This is a genomic window from Bacteroides sp. RCH18, from assembly GCF_058231005.1.
Map to the genome: position 1 here is coordinate 15,559 of NZ_JBIPTC010000001.1, position 19,322 is coordinate 34,880.

12 protein-coding genes are annotated in these 19,322 nt (G+C 41.0%); 10 read left to right on the forward strand and 2 right to left on the reverse strand.

Translation table 11 applies throughout. The annotated features are described in order from the left end of the window. Window positions 1-20 precede the first annotated feature (20 nt). From ACHLI0_RS00070 to ACHLI0_RS00115, 10 genes are all read left to right on the forward strand, one after another. On the forward strand, window positions 21-3,167 hold the full coding sequence (locus tag ACHLI0_RS00070) for a SusC/RagA family TonB-linked outer membrane protein (protein WP_490748163.1): 3,147 nt from the start codon (window positions 21-23) through the stop codon (window positions 3,165-3,167). Window positions 3,168-3,180: 13 nt separating this feature from the next. After that, window positions 3,181-4,812, forward strand: a complete 1,632-nt coding sequence (locus ACHLI0_RS00075; RefSeq protein WP_490748164.1) for a RagB/SusD family nutrient uptake outer membrane protein — start codon at window positions 3,181-3,183, stop codon at window positions 4,810-4,812. A gap of 16 nt (window positions 4,813-4,828) precedes the next feature. Further along, on the forward strand, window positions 4,829-6,496 hold the full coding sequence (locus ACHLI0_RS00080) for a DUF5018 family protein (RefSeq protein WP_490748165.1): 1,668 nt from the start codon (window positions 4,829-4,831) through the stop codon (window positions 6,494-6,496). 74 nt (window positions 6,497-6,570) lie between these two features. Beyond that, window positions 6,571-7,947 carry an alpha amylase family protein gene (locus tag ACHLI0_RS00085; protein ID WP_229072763.1) on the forward strand — a complete coding sequence of 459 codons (1,377 nt, stop codon included), beginning with the start codon at window positions 6,571-6,573 and terminating at the stop codon, window positions 7,945-7,947. 33 nt (window positions 7,948-7,980) lie between these two features. Continuing rightward, window positions 7,981-9,303, forward strand: coding sequence for an alpha amylase family protein (locus tag ACHLI0_RS00090; protein ID WP_113747847.1), 1,323 nt, complete (start codon window positions 7,981-7,983; stop codon window positions 9,301-9,303). 17 nt (window positions 9,304-9,320) lie between these two features. Next, window positions 9,321-11,996 (forward strand): calcineurin-like phosphoesterase C-terminal domain-containing protein, encoded by a 2,676-nt coding sequence (locus tag ACHLI0_RS00095; protein ID WP_195583422.1) that lies wholly within the window; start codon window positions 9,321-9,323, stop codon window positions 11,994-11,996. Window positions 11,997-12,002: 6 nt separating this feature from the next. Continuing rightward, complete coding sequence (locus ACHLI0_RS00100) at window positions 12,003-13,424, forward strand: sialate O-acetylesterase (RefSeq protein ID WP_234120776.1); 1,422 nt, start codon at window positions 12,003-12,005, stop codon at window positions 13,422-13,424. A 13-nt stretch (window positions 13,425-13,437) separates the two neighbouring features. Beyond that, a complete protein-coding gene (locus ACHLI0_RS00105) occupies window positions 13,438-14,856 on the forward strand; it encodes a DUF5009 domain-containing protein (protein ID WP_061473529.1) in 1,419 nt (472 codons plus the stop codon). A gap of 3 nt (window positions 14,857-14,859) precedes the next feature. Continuing rightward, entirely contained in the window at window positions 14,860-15,891 is a 1,032-nt protein-coding gene (locus tag ACHLI0_RS00110) for a phosphodiester glycosidase family protein (protein ID WP_055228928.1), read from the forward strand. 27 nt (window positions 15,892-15,918) lie between these two features. Beyond that, window positions 15,919-16,971, forward strand: a complete 1,053-nt coding sequence (locus tag ACHLI0_RS00115) for an SGNH/GDSL hydrolase family protein (protein WP_413555657.1) — start codon at window positions 15,919-15,921, stop codon at window positions 16,969-16,971. A gap of 111 nt (window positions 16,972-17,082) precedes the next feature. Here the strand turns inward: ACHLI0_RS00115 and ACHLI0_RS00120 are convergent, their stop codons facing one another. Continuing rightward, entirely contained in the window at window positions 17,083-17,766 is a 684-nt protein-coding gene (locus ACHLI0_RS00120) for a hypothetical protein (RefSeq protein WP_195365280.1), read from the reverse strand. Then, entirely contained in the window at window positions 17,763-18,911 is a 1,149-nt protein-coding gene (locus ACHLI0_RS00125) for an ATP-binding protein (protein WP_008760730.1), read from the reverse strand. The genes ACHLI0_RS00120 and ACHLI0_RS00125 overlap by 4 nt, the downstream gene beginning before the upstream one ends. Between the last annotated feature and the right edge of the window lie 411 nt (window positions 18,912-19,322).

Genomic DNA, 19,322 nt, shown 5'->3' on the forward strand with positions numbered 1-19,322 from the left:
CTATCTAATATTGTAATGCAATGAAAAAAAGAATCAAATGGAATCCGAGGTTTATTACCTCATTATTTATTGCGTTCATGTGCACACTCAACTGCATGGCACAAAACGTAATAAAGGGATCAGTCAATGATGGTAGTGGCGAACCATTACCTGGAGTATCTGTAGCTGTAAAAGGTACAACCAGCGGTACTATCACAGACTTGGATGGAAAGTTCAGTATCAATGCCCGAAATAATGATGTATTGATATTCTCTTACGTTGGTATGAATACACAGGACATCAAGGTAAACAACCAGCGTTTCATTTCAGTAACTATGAAAGACGACGTTGCTTCACTGGATGAAGTAGTTGTTGTGGGATACGGTACTCAAAAACGTGGAAGCATCACTGCAGCAATTTCTACCGTATCGGACAAAGAATTGCTGAAAGCTCCGACGATGAGTATCAGTAACGTAGTTGGCGCACGTATTGCCGGAGTGGCAGCCGTTCAGTCCAGTGGTCAGCCGGGGTCTGACAATGCAACATTGACCATGCGCGGACAAACGGGTATAGTATACGTAATCGATGGAATCCGCCGTACATCAGCCGACTTCAACGGACTGGACCCTAACGAAATAGAATCGGTATCTATTCTGAAAGACGCTTCGGCTGTAGCCGTTTACGGTTTGGATGCCAATGGTGTTTTCATCGTTACCACGAAACAGGGTAAGGCAGAAAAAATGTCTATTACTTATACAGGTTCTGTCGGTTTCAGCCAAAATGCGGAACAACAGGAATGGCTGGATGGACCCGGTTATGCTTATTGGTATAATAAAGCACGCGAACTGCAAGGAGACTCTCAGGTATTTACAGCAGAGATGGTGCAGAAGATGAAAGACGGAGTTGATGGTTGGGGAAACACAAACTGGTATGATAAAGTATATGGCACCGGCACCCGTACGCACCATAACATTTCAGCAACCGGAGGTAGTGACAGAGTGCGTTTCTTTGCATCTATCGGTTATCTGAATGAAGATGGTAACATAGATAACTATGGTTACAACCGTTTGAATCTTCGTTCCAATATTGATGCAAAGTTAACCAAGAGCCTCACTTTCACCTTAGGAGTATCCGGTCGTATTGAAAAAAGAGATTCGCCGCGCTATTCTGCCGATCCGAATGCCTGGCATAATGTTCCGCAACAAATCATTCGTGCCCTGCCTTATGTGCCTGACACTTATGAATATGAAGGAAAAACATATAATGTATCCACTCCGACGGCTTCCTCTCCGGTGGCTCCGGTGGCATCTATCAATGAATCTGGATACAGCAAATCCAACTATTCCTATATTCAGTCTAATTTCAGTCTGAAATATGACGCACCTTGGCTGAAAGGATTAAGTTTTAAATTTCAAGGGGCTTATGACCTGACATATAATTTCAGCAAGATTCTCAGCAATCCTTATGAAGTAATGATCATGAATCTTCCGACTATTGAAAGCACCTCATTAACTTATTATAAAGGCACTGATGCATCAGGCAATTCAATCAGTCTGAGTGAATCTGCTTCCCGGGGATATACATTTACCACACAGTCAAGTGTGACGTATGACAATAAGTTCGGGAAACATACTGTAGGAGCTATGTTCCTGGCAGAAACCCGTGAAAACAAAAGTAATGCATTAAGTGCCACCGGTTATGGGCTGGACTTTATCCAATTGGATGAACTCAATCAGATCACGAATAAGACAGGAAACGGAGCAGAAAAATTCCCATCTATCGGAGGATATAGCGGACATACCAGAGTAGCAGGTTTTGTAGGTCGTGTGAACTATAATTATGATGATAAGTATTATTTGGAGGCTTCTCTTCGTCACGATGGTAGTTATCTGTTTGGAGGTATGAATAAACGTTGGGTAACATTACCCGGTGTTTCTGCAGGTTGGAGACTCAATAATGAAAGTTGGTTCAATGCTCCCTGGATCAATAATCTGAAACTGAGAGCCGGTATTGGTAAAACAGCCACCAGCGGCGTAAGTGCCTTCCAATGGAGAAATACAATGGGAATCAGCAAAAATGCAGTTGTCATTGGCGGCAGCAGTCAGACCATGATGTATGCTTCTGTATTAGGTAATCCCAACTTGTCGTGGGCACAGTGCCTGAACTATAATGTCGGCGTCGATGCAACGATGTGGAATGGTTTGTTAGGAGTCGAATTTGACGTATTCTATAAATATGAATATGATAAACTGGCCACTGTGACCGGAGCATACGCGCCTTCAAGAGGTGGATATTATTTCAGTTCTGCCAATGTGAACAAGACTGATTATAAAGGTTTCGACGTTACTTTGACTCATTACAACCATATCAACAAATTTAATTATGGTGCCAAGTTGATCTGGTCATATGCATACGGTCGTTGGCTGAAGTATGTAGGCGACTCAGACAATGCTCCTGAATATCAGCGTTTGACAGGAAAGCAAATCGGTTCTAAATATGGTTTTATCGCAAATGGTCTGTTTCAGAGCGAGGAAGAGATAGCAAATTCAGCAACAGTTAAAGGCTATAAGGCATTGCCGGGATACATTAAGTATGTAGACAGAAATGGTGATGGTATTATTACAGCGGCACAAGACCAAGGTTATGTAGGCAAAAGTGCTACTCCGAAGCATACCGGTTCTTTGAATTTATTCGGTAATTGGAAAGGATTTGACTTTGACTTATTATTCTCTTGGGGATTGGGCAATGTCGTTGCACTGACAGGTCAATATACAGCTAGCGGTTCTGAAGGTACACAGGATAATACCTCATTTACGAAGCCTTTCTATCATGGTGGAAACTCACCGACTTTCCTGGTAGAGAACTCATGGACACCAGATCACACTAACGCGGAATTTCCACGTCTGGAAATCACAGGTCCGAGTAACAACAATGGGTACTCTTCAACTTTCTGGTACAGGAACGGTAACTATATGCGTTTGAAGACTGCACAGATAGGTTACAACTTCCCGAAAAAGTGGTTAAATCCGGCAGGTATAGAAGGATTGAGACTTTATGTCGAAGGATACAACCTACTGACATTCAGCGGACTTACCAAATACAACATCGATCCGGAATCACCGGCTGTGAACAATGGTTACTATCCGCAACAGAGAACATATACGCTAGGTGTAAAACTAACATTCTAAAAAACGGAAGCATATGAAAAAAATATTATTAAATATATCATTAGCACTGACACTAGGCTTTAGTATAAGTTCGTGCAATGACTGGCTGGACGGTGTGGAGCAAACCTCGACCGTTAGTGATGAAATTGTTTGGCAAGATGAAGCATATGTGGATAAATACGTCAATGCATTCTACACATATCTAAACAAATACGGACAATTTGGTGAATCTCAGTTCTCGGGAAGTTTAACGGAAAGTTTGACCGAGACATTCAAATACGGTTCAGTATCTTTAGGAGACAGAGCCGGACATCCGAACAACTACGTAACTAATCCGGATGTTATCAGTCCGGACGGATGCCGTTACAACATTTGGGATAAGGATTTGGCCTATGGTAATATCCGTCAGATGAATCAGTTTTTGGTTATGCAGAAGAAGTACTCTACATTCCCGGATGATAAGAATCTGAAATGGGAAGCTCAGGTACGCTTTTTCCGTGCTTATGTTTATTTTCAGTTAGCCAAACGGCATGGCGGAGTCATTCTGTATGACGATCTCCCTACCTCTAACGACAAAGCACGCAGCACGGCAGCGGAAACATGGCAATTCATTGCAGATGACCTGGATTTTGCGGCAACCAATCTTCCTAAAGAATGGGATGCAGCCAACAAAGGACGAGTGACAAAAGGTGCGGCTTACGCATTGAAATCACGTGCTATGCTATATGCTGAGCGTTGGCAGGATGCTTATGACGCAGCTGATGAAGTAGAAAAGTTACAGCTGTATGATTTGGTGGACAACTATGCAGATGCTTGGAAAGGCAACAATAAAGAAGCTATTCTGGAATTTGACTACAATAAAGACAGTGGTCCGAATCATACCTTCGACCAGTATTACGTCCCTCAATGTGACGGCTACGACTTTGGTGCGCTAGGTACTCCGACACAGGAAATGGTAGAATCTTATGAAGATAAAAACGGAAATAAAGTAGACTGGTCCGAATGGCACGGCACTACCACCAAAGAACCTCCTTATGATCAGTTGGAACCTCGTTTTGCGGCTACCATTATTTATCGTGGCTGTACGTGGAAAGGCAGAGTGATGGATTGTAGTGTAGGCGGAACAAATGGTGCTTTCATGGCTTATCGTGAACAGTCATACTCCTATGGTAAAACAACAACCGGTTACTTCCTGCGTAAACTGCTGGATGAGAAACTGATTGACGTCAAAGGAACCAAAAGTTCTCAGGCATGGGTAGAAATCCGATTTGCTGAAGTTCTGTTGAATAAGGCCGAAGCAGCATACAGACTTAACAAAACCACTGAAGCACAGTCCTTAATGAATCGCGTCCGCGGACGTCAGGGAGTAAATCTGCCGGGCAAATCTTCCAGTGGTGAAACATGGTTCAATGATTATCGCAACGAACGTAAGATTGAGCTTGCATACGAAGGACATCTGTTCTGGGATATGCGACGTTGGAGACTGGCACACATTGAATATAACAACTATCGCTGCCACGGTCTTAAGATTACGAATGGTACGTACGAATACATTGATTGCGACGGACAAGATCGTAAGTTCCCACAGAAGTTATACGTTTTACCGGTGCCGACTTCTGAAATAAAGAATAATGCGTTAATTGAGCAATATGATGAATGGAAATAACTAAAAGCTTAATACAATGAAAAATAAAATATTATCAATTATTTCAGTCATTGCGTTTCTGATGGGTATAAGCGCATGCCATAGCCCGGAAGAATTCAATCCGACTGTTGAAAGGAACATAATCAATAATTTGACAGCATCCTTCCCGGATGATGACAGTGATGACAATAGTTTCACCAGTGAGATAGATTATACAAATCATGTGATTACCGTTGTATTTCCATATAACTATCCCAAACTTTCGGACAATGTCCTGCAACTGTCTGATCTGAAAAAGATGCGTGTGATTGCTGATCTGGACAATAATGTATATGTATATCCTACATTATTATTTATGGATATGACGAAGGATAACTTTATAACAGTGAAAGACCAAACCGGCACAAATACCGAATATAAAGTTGTGGCAGAAATTCGTAAAAGTAATGAGTGCGCAATCACGAAGTTCAATCTTACAAGTCTGGGATTATCAGGTATTATCAACGAAAGTTCCAAAACTGTTTCTCTGATTAGCCTGGAAAGTATAGGTGAAGTATTAGCAGATGTATCGATCTCTCACGGAGCAACGATCTCGCCTGATCCAAGAACAGTCGCATTGAATTACGACCAAGACCAGAAAATTACTGTGACTGCACAAAACGGCACAACTAAGTCTACGTATACAGTCAAGAAAGAAATCCCAGAAAAGATTGCTGCCGGCTTACGCGCAAACAGTGCTAAACTTATTTGGGCTAAGAAACTTACAGACATAGGTATTTCAAGTTCTGATATGACAACCGGTATTGCTGTAACAAATGATTATGTAGTTATTAATGAACGTGCCAAAAATCCTATATACCTGAACGCCAAGAATGGCGAAAAAGCAGGGACAATGAATATTAGTTTTGCAGGTAGTCTGACAAACTTCTATACAACATCAGACAAGGACGGTAATATCCTGTTCACGAATCTGACTCCGAATGCCGGACCAGCCTTTACCGTATGGAAAGCCTCGGGAGTAGACCAAGCACTGGAAAAATACATAGAATTTACTACTTCACTGGCTATGGGTAGAAAACTGTCAGTATCTGGCAGTCTTAACAATAATGCTATTATAACCGCTCCTATCTATGCTACTTCAGGACAGTTTGCCCGTTGGCAGGTAGAAAATGGTGTACTTAAATCACAGACGCCGGATATTATTACAGCACAAGGAATAGGTGGCTGGGGAACAAATGCCGATGTCATTTACTCTGATCCGACAGATCCGACCAGTGATTATTTTACTACATTCTATGCCGAACCACGCAACCTATGCTGGATGGATGGAAAAACCAATTCAATCAAGAACAAGGGAGTGGCACTTGATGGAAACTACGTACCAAATGCAGTTGATCATGCTGTATTTAATAAGGTGGAATATGTAGCTTCAAATCTGGTAAATCCATGGAGTTGGGGAACTGCCGACAACATATACCTGTTCGATCTTTCATCAGGTTCATTAGGGACTCAGGCTATTGACTTCGGAAGTACCGGTCTGGGAATCAATGGAAACTATGGGTCTAAGATTCTTGGAAACACAAACGGTAATTATTGTGGTGATGTAGTATTGAAAGTTTCAGATGACGGTTATTATATGTACATCTACTTCATGTTCTGCAATGGATATGTAGGTTGTGTACAGTGCGACTGTATCGACATGTAAATACCATCTTTATGCAAGAAGCCTGTACCTCTTTCAGGTACAGGCTTCTTACTTCAACTATTAAGTCGTATAAAATGAATATTAAGAAAAATATAATAAAAGCATTTATGGGGGGAATAGCTGCCTGCTTGTGCATGGCATGTGGCGGCAACGACTCAAAAGATTATTGGGGAGACACCAGCGGAGGAGAAGACGAAGAACCGACAGAGAATCCTAATGCTTCCAAACCCCGTTATATCTGGATTGACGCGGCTGCCAACTTTCCCGATTTTGCCAACAGCAAAGAAAATATAGCTCGTGATCTGGCTTTAGCCAAAGATGCCGGTTTCACAGATATTGTAGTAGACGTACGTCCAACTACCGGAGATGTTCTATTTAAAACGAATCTTGTAGATCAAGTCAAATTTATGTATGCCTGGATCGGAAGTAACTATACCAAAGTAGAAAGAACGGCAACATGGGACTATCTGCAAGCCTTCGTTGACGAAGCACGCAAACAGGGGCTTCGTATTCATGCTGCCATCAATACTTTTGTCGGTGGAAATCAAATCGACGGGGGCACAGGACTATTGTATAGAGACCAGTCTAAGGCAGAGTGGGCAACACAGATGAACATGCAGGTAGGGATTACAAGCGTAATGAATACCAGTGAAAGTACCAAGTTTTTCAATCCTGCCCATCCGGAAGTACAAACGTTCCTTTGTGACTTGCTCAAGGATCTTGCAGGTTATGATCTGGACGGTATATTCTTAGACCGTGGACGTTTCCTCAATTTACAAGCTGATTTTTCTAACGAGTCCCGTAAGCAATTCGAGAATTACATGGGAGGTATAAAAATCCCCAACTACCCGAACGACATCCTGGCACCGGGTGCTTCCAGTCTTCCTGCCACCTATCCTAAATATCTGACTAAGTGGTTGGAATTCCGTGCAAAAGTGATTTATGACTTTATGCAGAAAGCACGCACTGCTGTAAAAGGAGTGAAACCCGGCATCAAATTCGGAGTTTATGTAGGCGGCTGGTATTCTACCTATTATGATGTAGGTGTCAACTGGGCAGCTTCCACTTATGATACCTCGCGCTATTACAACTGGGCGACAAGCAAATATAAAAATTACGGCTATGCCGCCTGTATGGATCAAATACTGATTGGTGCCTATGCTTCACCGCTAAAGGTACACGGCACGACGGAATGGACTATGGAAGGTTTCTGTTCATTGGCTAAAGATAAAATAAAAGGAGAATGCCCCATTGTAGCCGGAGGTCCGGATGTAGGAAATTGGGATACCAATAATCAGGCTACTCAAGAACAAGAAAATCAGGCAATCGTACAATCTGTAAAGGCCTGTATGAATGTTTGCGACGGATATTTTCTGTTCGACATGATTCATCTGAAGAAAGCCGATCAATGGCAATATGCCAAAGAAGGCATCAAACTCGCAATTGAATAAAAAAGAATAACCGACACATTAGAATATGATCGTATGAGAAAAATAACAATAGTACTTTTATCAAGTCTGTTAATCATTGCATTGGGAGCATGCAAAAGTTCTGCTACCCAAGTGGAAAATGCCAAGCCCGCTTTGATGTGGTTTGATGCGGAAGCAAACTTTGAACGCTTCAGCAATCCTGACTCCATTGATTATTATCTGACAAAAATAAAATCATTAGGTTTCACCCATGCTATCGTTGATGTACGTCCCATCACCGGAGAAGTACTGTTCGATACGGAGTTTGCTCCTAAAATGCGTGAATGGCATGGATATGAACGCAAAGACTTCGATTACTTGGGACATTTCATCAAAAAAGCCCATGAACTGGGTATAGAAGTACATGCTTCACTCAATGTCTTTGTCGCAGGACACAATTATTTCGACCGTGGATTAGTCTATTCCACGCATCCTGAATGGGCATCGACAGTATACACTCCGAAAGGAATCACTTCCATCACCAATGAAAAGAAGAAATATTCGGCAATGGTTAATCCTATCAATGAGGAGTTTCAGACACATATATTGAATGTTCTCAAGGATTTAGTGAAACGTTATCCCGATCTGGATGGATTGATGCTGGATCGTGTACGCTATGATGGTATAACGGCAGACTTTTCAGACCTCTCCCGCCAGAAGTTCGAGGCGTATATCGGACAGAAAGTAGAAAAGTTTCCGGAAGACATCTTCGAATGGAAAAAGGACGAGAATGATAAATACTATCCCGAACGCGGAAAACATTTCCTGAAATGGATTGAATGGCGCACCAAGAACATCTACGACTTCATGGCCCGTGCCCGGAATGAAGTAAAGAAAGTGAATCCGGATATTTCTTTCGGTACATACACCGGAGCATGGTATCCTTCTTATTATGAAGTAGGCGTAAACTTTGCAAGCAAGAAATACGATCCGAGCGAAGATTTTGACTGGGCTACTCCCGAATATAAGAATTACGGTTATGCCGAACTGATGGACTTATATACTACCGGTAATTATTATACCGATATCACCATAGAAGAATCTCTGAAAAACAAAAAGAGCGTATGGAACGAAACTGATTCACAGGCACAAAGCGGCACGTGGTATTCTGTTGAAGGTTCTTGTCAGAAATTACGTAATATCATGAAAGATAATAAATTTATGGGTGGTATTCTGGTGGATCAATTCTATGACAATCCCGCCAAATTATCCGCAACCATAGAAATGAACCTGAAAGCTTCCGACGGACTGATGGTATTCGATATTGTACATATCATCAACAAAGGCTTATGGAAAGAAGTTGAAAACGGAATGAGAGCCGGAGGAGCTCTGAAGTAAAATCGAAAGAATACACTATGAATATGAAAAGATTCTCAATTATCTCCCTTTTATTATGGATAGGCATTCTGGCATTTGCCTCGGGAAAGCCAAAAGTAATGTGGTTAGACTGTTCGGCTAATTTCCAACGTTTCAGCTACCCCGATTCAATTCGCTACTATGTAGACAAATGCCATGAAGCAGGTATCACGCATCTGGTATTGGACATAAAAGACAATACGGGTGAAGTATTATATCCCAGCAAATATGCCGCACAGAAGAAGAACTGGAAAAACTTCGACCGTCCGGATTTTGACTTTATCGGTACCTTTATCGAAGCTGCTCATGCCCGCAATATGATCATCTTTGCCGGAATGAATATATTTGCTGACGGACAGAATATCGTGAAACGTGGCGCCATCTTCGATAAACACAAAAAGTGGCAGGCTATCAATTATGTACCGCGCAAAGGACTGCTCCCTGTAACGGAAATAGAAGGAAAGCCTACCATGTTCCTGAATCCGGCACTGAAAGAGGTGCAGAAGTATGAGATTGATGTGATCAAAGAAGTTGTCCGGAATTATGCATTTGACGGCATCATGCTTGACCGTGCACGATATGATTGTATTGATTCGGACTTTTCTCCTGAGTCAAAGAAGATGTTTGAGAAATTCATCGGAAAGAAAGTTGAGAAGTTTCCGGAGGATATTTTTGAGTGGCGCCCTAATGCCGAAGGAGGCATAGACCGTGTGGGTGGCCCATACTATCATCAATGGCTGACGTGGAGAGCTTCTGTTATATATAACTTTATAAAAGATGTACGTACTTCCATCAAAAAGATAAAGCCGGAATGTATGTTGGCCGCTTATACCGGTGCATGGTATCCTACTTACTTTGAGGTAGGTGTCAACTGGGCAAGCCGTAATTATGATGTCAGCAAGGACTTCAGTTGGGCTACTCCTGACTATAAGAATTATGGCTTTGCAGAGTTGCTGGATTTCTATACGAATGGCAATTACTACTGGAATGTAACGCTGGACGATTATTATAAATCTTCCGGTAAATTTAAGAATGAAACAGACAGCGAGTTTTCTACCGGAGAATATTTATGTGTAGAAGGCGGTTGCAAATATTCCAAGTACTTGCTGAAAGATGCGGTGCCAGTATGCGGCGGTCTGTATGTAGAAGATTACAAACGGGACGTAAACCAATTCCAGAAAGCAGTCCGTATGAACTTGAAAGAATCGGACGGTGTGATGATTTTCGACATTGTACACATTATCCGCAACGGATGGTGGGACGAACTAAAAGAAGCACTGGACGAAACTAAGCTGGATGAAGCGCGAATGATCAAAGGAACCGTTACTTGCGATGGCAAAGGTATAGCCAATGTGGTAGTGACAGACGGACAGCGTTGTGTCACTACAGACAAGAACGGTATTTACCATCTGCCCAATCTCGGAAACACACGCTTTGTATATATCACGACTCCTGCCGGATACTTGACGGATTGTGAACAAACGATTCCCCGATTCTATCAGGAAATTGATCTGAACAAGACGAATGAGTATAATTTCCGTCTGAAGAAGAATTCTAAAGACGACAGTAAACACTTGTTTGTGCTGGAAGCGGATGTACAGGCCGGTCTGAAAGAGCACTGGGATCTGTATGCTCCCATTGTCGATGACTATAAACAGTTAATCGATCAATATTCGGATCGTGATGTATTCGGTCTGAATTGTGGAGACATCTTTTGGGACACACCAGCTACTTTCTTTCCACCTTATATCGATAAGGCAAAGAAACTGGATATCCCTATATATCGTGCAATCGGTAATCATGATATGGATTGTAATGGAGCTACTCATGAAACGTCGTACCGGACTTTCGAAGGATATTTCGGCCCTACTCACTACTCATTCAATAAAGGAAATGCCCACTATATTGTTATCAACAACAACTTTTATGTAGGACGTGAATACTTCTATATCGGCTATATAGATGAAACAACTTTCAAATGGTTGGAAGAAGATCTGTCTTATGTCCCTAAAGGTACATTAGTCTTTTTCATAACGCATATTCCTACGAGAATAACGGAACAGAAAAGACCTTTTAATTACGACTATGCCATGTTGGCAGGAGAAACGATCAATGCTGAAGCGGTTCATCAATTATTGGATGGCTATGAAACACACTTCCTGACGGGCCATCTTCATTCCAACTCGAACATTGTATTTAACGATCACCAAATGGAGCACAATACGGCTGCCGTATGTGGTATCTGGTGGCATGCGGATGTCTGCATCGACGGCACCCCACAAGGATACGGAGTCTACGAAGTAGACGGAAACCAAGTGAAATGGTACTATAAAAGTGCCGGCCATCCGAAAGACTACCAATTTCGAAGCTATGCTGCAGGAACATCTAAGGAATTCCCCAAAGATATTATTGCCAATGTCTGGAACTGGGATAAAAACTGGAAAGTAGAATGGCTGGAAAACGGAAAAGTGATGGGTACCATGACTCAATATACCGGAGTCGACCCGTATGCGCATCAAGTATGTACAGACAAAAAGAGAACCATGCAGAGCTGGATATCAGCAGCAAGTACAGGACATATGTTCCGTGCCACTCCCCGTAATCCGAAAGCTAAAATAGAGATCAGAGTAACAGACCGTTTCGGTAAAGTGTATCAGCAAAACGTTTCTAAATAAAGATTCATGAAGTATATCATATACCACCTATGGATTATCAGCCTGCTATTCCCATTGGGAATGCAGGCCAAAGTCAGGTTAACTTCCATCTGGGGTGATAACATGGTGTTGCAACAACAATCGGAAGTAACCTTCCACGGCAAAGCCTCTGCCAATAGTAAAATTACGATTGAAGCGTCATGGAATCACCGGAAGCTAACGACCCGAAGTGACCAGCATGGAAATTGGAATATTCAACTTCCTACTCCGGAAGCAGGCGGTCCCTATACTATTACATTCTCTGACGGCGAGGCACTTATATTAAAGAACATCTTACTGGGAGAAGTCTGGTTCTGTTCCGGCCAATCGAATATGGAAATGCCGGTCAGAGGTTTTCGGGGACAGCCGGTTTATGGTTCACAACCCTATATCGTGGCTGCCGACTCCAAACGGGAATTACGTTTGTTTACAGTCAAAAGAGATTGGAGTACGACTCCTAAGGAAGAAGGTATTACGGGATATTGGTCGGAACTTTCTCCGAAAGAAGTCGGAGACTTTAGTGCTGCCGCTTATTTTTTCGGAGACTTACTACAACGTTCATTGGATATTCCTGTCGGACTGATTCATTGCTCATGGAGTGCTTCCAAGATAGAGACTTGGATGGATAAAGAGACACTGTCCCAATTTCCGGAAGTTCAATTACCGGATATTGGACAAACCAAGTTCGACTGGCCTGCGGGCACACCTACTTTATTATGGAATGCAATGGTAAATCCATGGAGGGGATTTCCGGTCAAAGGAGTCATCTGGTATCAGGGAGAATCCAATTCTGCTGATCCCGCTCTTTATAAAAAACTCTTTCCCGCAATGGTCGCCCAGTGGAGAGAATTCTTTCATAGCCCTGCAATGCCTGTATACTATGTCCAGATCACTCCATGGCAGGCCGAAGGTAAAGATAGGCTTGATCGTGCATGGTTCCGTCAATGCCAGCTGGAATTAATGCAGGAAGTTCCTAATGTTGGTATGGTCACAACAACGGATGCAGGAAGTGAAAAATTCATTCATCCTCCCTACAAAATCAAAGTCGGTCAGCGCCTTGCTTACTGGGCTCTTGCCAAGACTTATGGCAAAAAAGGTTTTCTGTATGCAGGCCCTTTGTATAAAAGCCATCAATTGAAAGAGAATGTAGTAGAAATCACTTTTGAACATGGCAGTGATGGACTGATCCCTGAAAATCAAAAGTTGAGGGGATTTGAACTTGTAGACGAAAAGGGAAATATCGTACCGGCAGAAGCGGAAATAATCAATGGTTCTGCCCGTGTGAAAGTATGGAATGATTCGGTGCCTCATCCTGTAGAAGTGCGTTATTGTTTCCACAATTATATGGAAGGTGATCTTTTCAATAATGCGGAAATACCTGCTTCTCCATTTCGGGTCGTAATACATTAATTAAACGAAAATTATGAATAACAACAGTACACGAGCTTCTTCTTTGGATGCCCTGCGTGGGTATGCCATTCTGACAATGGTTCTCTCCGGCAGCGTTGCCTGGGGAGTGCTTCCCGGATGGATGTATCATGCCCAGGTAGGTCCCCGCTCCAACTTTGTGTTTGATGGTTCTATATATGGGATCACTTGGGTTGATCTGGTGTTTCCTTTTTTCCTGTTTGCAATGGGAGCTGCTTTCCCTTTTTCAATAGGTAACAAATACAGAAAGGGCAGCTCCCGCCGGAGAATTATATACGACAGCCTTTTAAGAGGTTTCCGGCTGACTTTCTTCGCTATTTTTATTCAGCATATATATCCGTGGGTAGTATCTTCTCCCCAGGATGTTCGCTCATGGCTCATTGCATTGGGAGGTTTTGCCTTGATGTTTCCCATGTTCATGAGGATTCCGTTCAAAATGCCGGAATACGTAAGGATGCTGATTAAAATACTGGCTTATGCAACGGGAGTATTCATGCTGCTGAATATCAACTATGCCGATGGACGGACATTCAGTCTGGGCTACAGTAATATTATCATTCTGGTATTGGCCAATATGGCCATTTTCGGCTCACTGATTTATACATTAACGATCAATAAGCCATGGATTCGTATAGCAATATTGCCTTTTATCATGGCAGTGTTCTTGGGAAATGAAAACGCAGAATCATGGAATCATAGCCTGATGGCATTCTCGCCCTTACCGTGGATGTATAAGTTCTCCTATCTGAAGTATCTGTTTATCGTAATTCCCGGCAGCATTGCCGGAGAATATCTGCATGAGTGGTTACACTGCAAAAACACGATGCCCGTAAACGACAATAAAGACGAACGCAAAAGAATGCCATGGATACTCTTATTGACCATCGGACTGATCGTATTCAATTTATACGGACTTTATATGCGTTATCTTTTTCTCAATTTAGTGGGTACAATCGCTATATTATGCGTTCTCTACATTCTCTTGCAGGTGGAAGGAAAAAACACCGGTTACTGGTATAAACTCTTCAGAGCAGGAACTTATCTGATATTATTAGGGCTGGCTTTTGAAGCTTACGAAGGGGGAATCCGGAAAGATCCTTCTACGTACAGTTATTACTTCCTTGCATCGGGACTTGCCTTTATGGCGATGATTGCATTTTCTATTATGTGCGACATTTATTCTTGGTCCCGATTGACCCGTCCATTGGAATATGCAGGGCAGAATCCGATGATTGCATACGTATCCACCCAGTTGGTAGTATTACCTCTATTGAATCTGGCAGGACTGGGAACCTATCTTTCCTATCTGGATCAAAATGCCTGGCTGGGCTTTTTACGGGGAGTCATCATAACTTCTCTGGCTTTATTAATAACCATATTATTTACTAAATTAAAATGTTTTTGGAGGACTTGAATCATGTTAATCAAACGTCTATATTTTATAGCAACAGCATTGCTTGCCTTCTCTATATGTTCATGTGGAGAAAGCTATCCTGATCATCCGTGGGAATGGGATCAGGAAACTGAAGAGGAAGAATCGAATCCTGATATAGTATCACAAGGATGGACGACAGCCGATAATTTCGGAAGTCTTCCGGACTATATTCACATCTATAAATCACCTGAAAATCTGGCGGGAAAGAAGGCGATTGCCTACATAGCTGTCGCAGATATGAGTAAAGCTAAATTTGAAGTTCTGGGCGACATCGCTTTCTCACAGGAAGCCAATGGATATGGAGGTAAATCGATACATACCCCTTCGGAGTTTTATGAATCTTCCAAGGCACCGGTAGTCATCAATGGAGGATTGTTCTTTTACAGTGCCGGATTCTATTATTCGCAAAATCTAGTGATTCGTGAAGGGCAGTTACTGGCACCCAATCAGAACTACTATTCAAAAGACTGGGTAACTATGTGGTATCCGACTTTAGGAGCCTTCTGCCAGATGAAGGACGGAACATTTCAAACGACATGGACTTATCAGGCATCCGACGGAATCAATTATTGCTATCCCGCCCCTGCTGATAACGATATAAATAAGGATCCGTTGCAGGCTCCGTCATCTACTTTCCCCAACGGCGCAAAAGCATTGGAGGCTACCACCGGTATCGGAGGTGTCACAGTTTTACTGCGTGCCGGAGAGATTAAAAACACGTATGTAGAAGAAATGCTGGATATTTCTGCAGCTTCCAATCAACCTCGCACCGCAATTGGTATAACAACTAACAAAAAAATGATTATCTTTGTGTGCGAAGGCAGAAACATGACAGAAGGAGTAGCAGGACTGACCACTGCCAACGTAGCTAAAGTAATGAAAGATCTGGGATGTACGGAAGCGCTGAATCTTGACGGAGGCGGTTCATCGTGCATGCTGGTCAATGGCAAAGAAACCATTAAAGGCAGTGACGGCAAACAAAGGAAAGTGCTGACCGCTGTCGGAATTAAATAGATGATGAAACAATTCTTTTTTTTCACAATGTTGTGCCTGTTCTGCATTCAGTTACAGGCACAACAAATGACGTACCATGATGCGTCATGCTTTCCTCTTTTAGGAAAAGCAACACAAGACACAGGGGCAAGATATGAGAGACTACCGGATTCTCTCAAAAACATTTCTCGTCCCCCTTTATGGAATTTGAGTCGTAATTCGGCAGGAATGGCGATACGATTTCGTAGTAACTCTACCCGAATAGCGTTGAAATGGGAGAATCTCTTTAATAACCATATGAATCATATGACCGATGTAGGAATAAAAGGTCTTGATTTATATTGTTGGGAAGGGAACGGTCAGTGGAGATTTGTCAATAGTGCACGTCCTAATGGAAAAACAAATCAAGCTACCGTTATCGCCAATATGCAGCCTAAAGAAAGGGAATATATGCTATATCTTCCTCTTTATGACGGACTTGTGTCACTGTCTATAGGAGTCGATTCTTTATCTTCCATTGATCAGCCTCAGATTAATTATCCAATCCGTGAGAAACCAATTGTATTCTATGGAACCAGCATCCTGCAAGGAGGCTGTGCTTCACGTCCCGGAATGGCACATACCAATATCATATCAAGAAGGTTGAACCGAGAATGCATTAATCTTGGTTTTAGTGGTAACGGACAACTTGACCTTGAAGTCGCAAGAGTCATGGCGGAAGTGGATGCCGGTGTCTTCGTTTTGGATTTTGTACCCAATGCTTCAGTAGAACAGATGAAAGAACGTATGGAAACTTTTTACCGGATCATTCGCAACAAGCATCCGAAAACTCCGATTGTATTTATAGAAGACCCTATTTTCACTCATACATTATTTGATCAGAGAGTAGCTCATGAAGTAACAAGGAAGAATCAAACATTGAATGAGATTTTCAATTCACTCAAGAAGAAGGGGGAAAAAGATATATATTTGATTCATTCGGAAAAGATGATAGGAGAAGATGGTGAGGCTACGGTTGATGGCATTCATTTTACCGACTTGGGAATGATGAGATATGCCAATTTGATAACTCCATTCATAAAAAAAATGATAAAGCGATAGGGTCTATGAATTTATCGTTTTCATCCGGCTACATTTAAGCATTAAAACAGTAGATTTATAAGATGTTATTTAATCTACTGTTTTAATTTTCTGAATATCTCTCAACGCATATCAACTCAACCTAAATGAATATTCATGGCTGATTCTACGAAATTCGAAACCTTCGGCATTTATTGAAGGATGTTCCAATAAAGCTCCATTTTCTCCAGTTTCTCTAGATTCAATCAGCTTATATCTTCCAAAAGATTTTTGGGCGCTTGAAACCTTTGAATCTTCATCAGGTTTAATAAGATATGACATCAAGCATACTTTACGCTTATATCGATTTATAAAAGCAGAAATAGAAGGAACAGCCTTGATTGTTTTTAACGTTTCCAACAATTGTATTTCCGCTTTTTCATATTTTCCACCGGGATAGATCACGTTTTTATCCTTATCAAGTATAGGCTTAGATAAGTTCTCAATATTTTTTTTGGTAGATGTTTGTTCGTTTAAGATATAAAAACTATCACAACTGCCTCCTGTCTCGTGCAAAATAAAATCACACCTCTTCCTTCCGGTTTCAAATTTTGTTCCCTTCAGGCCTATTAGATACGCTTCATAATTAATAACCTGAACTTCTGTCCGATTACTATGATCGAAAGAAATATTCCCAGTCTTATAATCCACGATAGATGTCAGACCTCTGTCTGTCAAATCAAAGTGCTCTTCAGCAGTAATCTCATATGGAACATCAACAATGGTACGATGTAATTTATAATGTGACGGTAGTTCCCGTTTTAGTAAGTCAATCATTGTATCTCATCTAATTTATCGTACTCATTGTATATCTCGTTAATATCATCCGATAGGTAATCCGTGTTTATCAGATGGGCATTTTGAACTTTAATGCTTTTTACCATCCCATGCTCTACTACATATACCTCAGTCTTATGATAGTCCAATGCTGCATTTTCTATTTTCACCCCTTTGTCAAATGCTTTAAGCAAAAGATTCAAATGATTAATGATATATGGACTATGAGTAGCCAAAGTCAATGTCATATATTTATTTCCGTTCAAGCATTTATCTATAAGCATATTTAATGATGAACGCTGGGCTGTAGGGAACATACTCAGTTCCGGTTCTTCAATCATCAGATGTATGGAACGGTTGGCAATATCACCGATATTCATATCATGTCTAAAAGATGATAAGCTATCATTTTTGCCCAATAGAGTAACTATAGAAGAATTAAATCCGTGTACCAGATCAAAATGTTTTGAGAAATATTCAGCGATCACAGCAAGAGGCGTCATCGTTTGAATGCCAGAAGATGCATCTTCAAAATGGATTTTATAAGTGTCATTTACATTGCTGATAAAGAATTGTCTGCTTCCATTTTGAGCTTTCTTTTCATAGTAGCGAACACCTAAATAAGGCATTTCCAGCTCCTTTATCACTTCTGTAGCTTTTTTAAAATCTTGAAAGGTCTCGGTAAAATAGAATCCCAACGCTGCTCCATCACTCAAATTTGCTAATAAAGGAGCTATAGCTCCCCGTTTATCAGAGAAAAATGAGATCTTCTCCAATGATAAATTCTCGCTGCTGATTATTTTTCTTGTTCCTTTTAGTCCTTTCTGTGGAGTATAGGTTATATTACAATCTCCTTTGCTATAAACTATTTCAGTATCATTTTTGACATAATCTGTCATCCCGCCATTACGTAGATATTCAGAAATGCTTAAATCTATGGTTTTATCAATAACATTACCCAATTTCAAGTATGAGCGAAGATTTATTTGCTTACACATATGTCTCATCATAGCCAGCACCTTTAAAATGGTACTTTTTCCACTACCTGATTCACCAATAAAGAAAGTGAATGGTTTGATATTATCTAATTTGACATCCTTTATCGGGCCAAAGGATTTAATACTGAGATATTCTTTTTGTTCCATTATTTATATAATTCTTTATTATAGAGTAAAGGTAGTCTTTTTTTCGAGAACAACTTCATTTCGATGTTACTAAAATGATTCTACAAAAATAATAAAAAACTTTTTAGCTATAATCACTTTCATTTTTTTGCAACGGACAAAACATACATAGTAAAATAAAAACTCATAACAAATAGTTTCTATTTATTGACTTATTATTAACAATACTCAGTTGATCCCAGAATCTTTTTACTAAAAATTTCAAACTGACATCCTATATCACAGGAAAGCTTGTTACATCGTATATATAAATTGACAATTCATATATATTCATGTTTTTTATCGAGTAATTTGAATATAACGATAAAAAGTAACAAATTACACTTATATACATTTTACCTTCTTATTTTTCTATATTTAACTAAAAAGAGA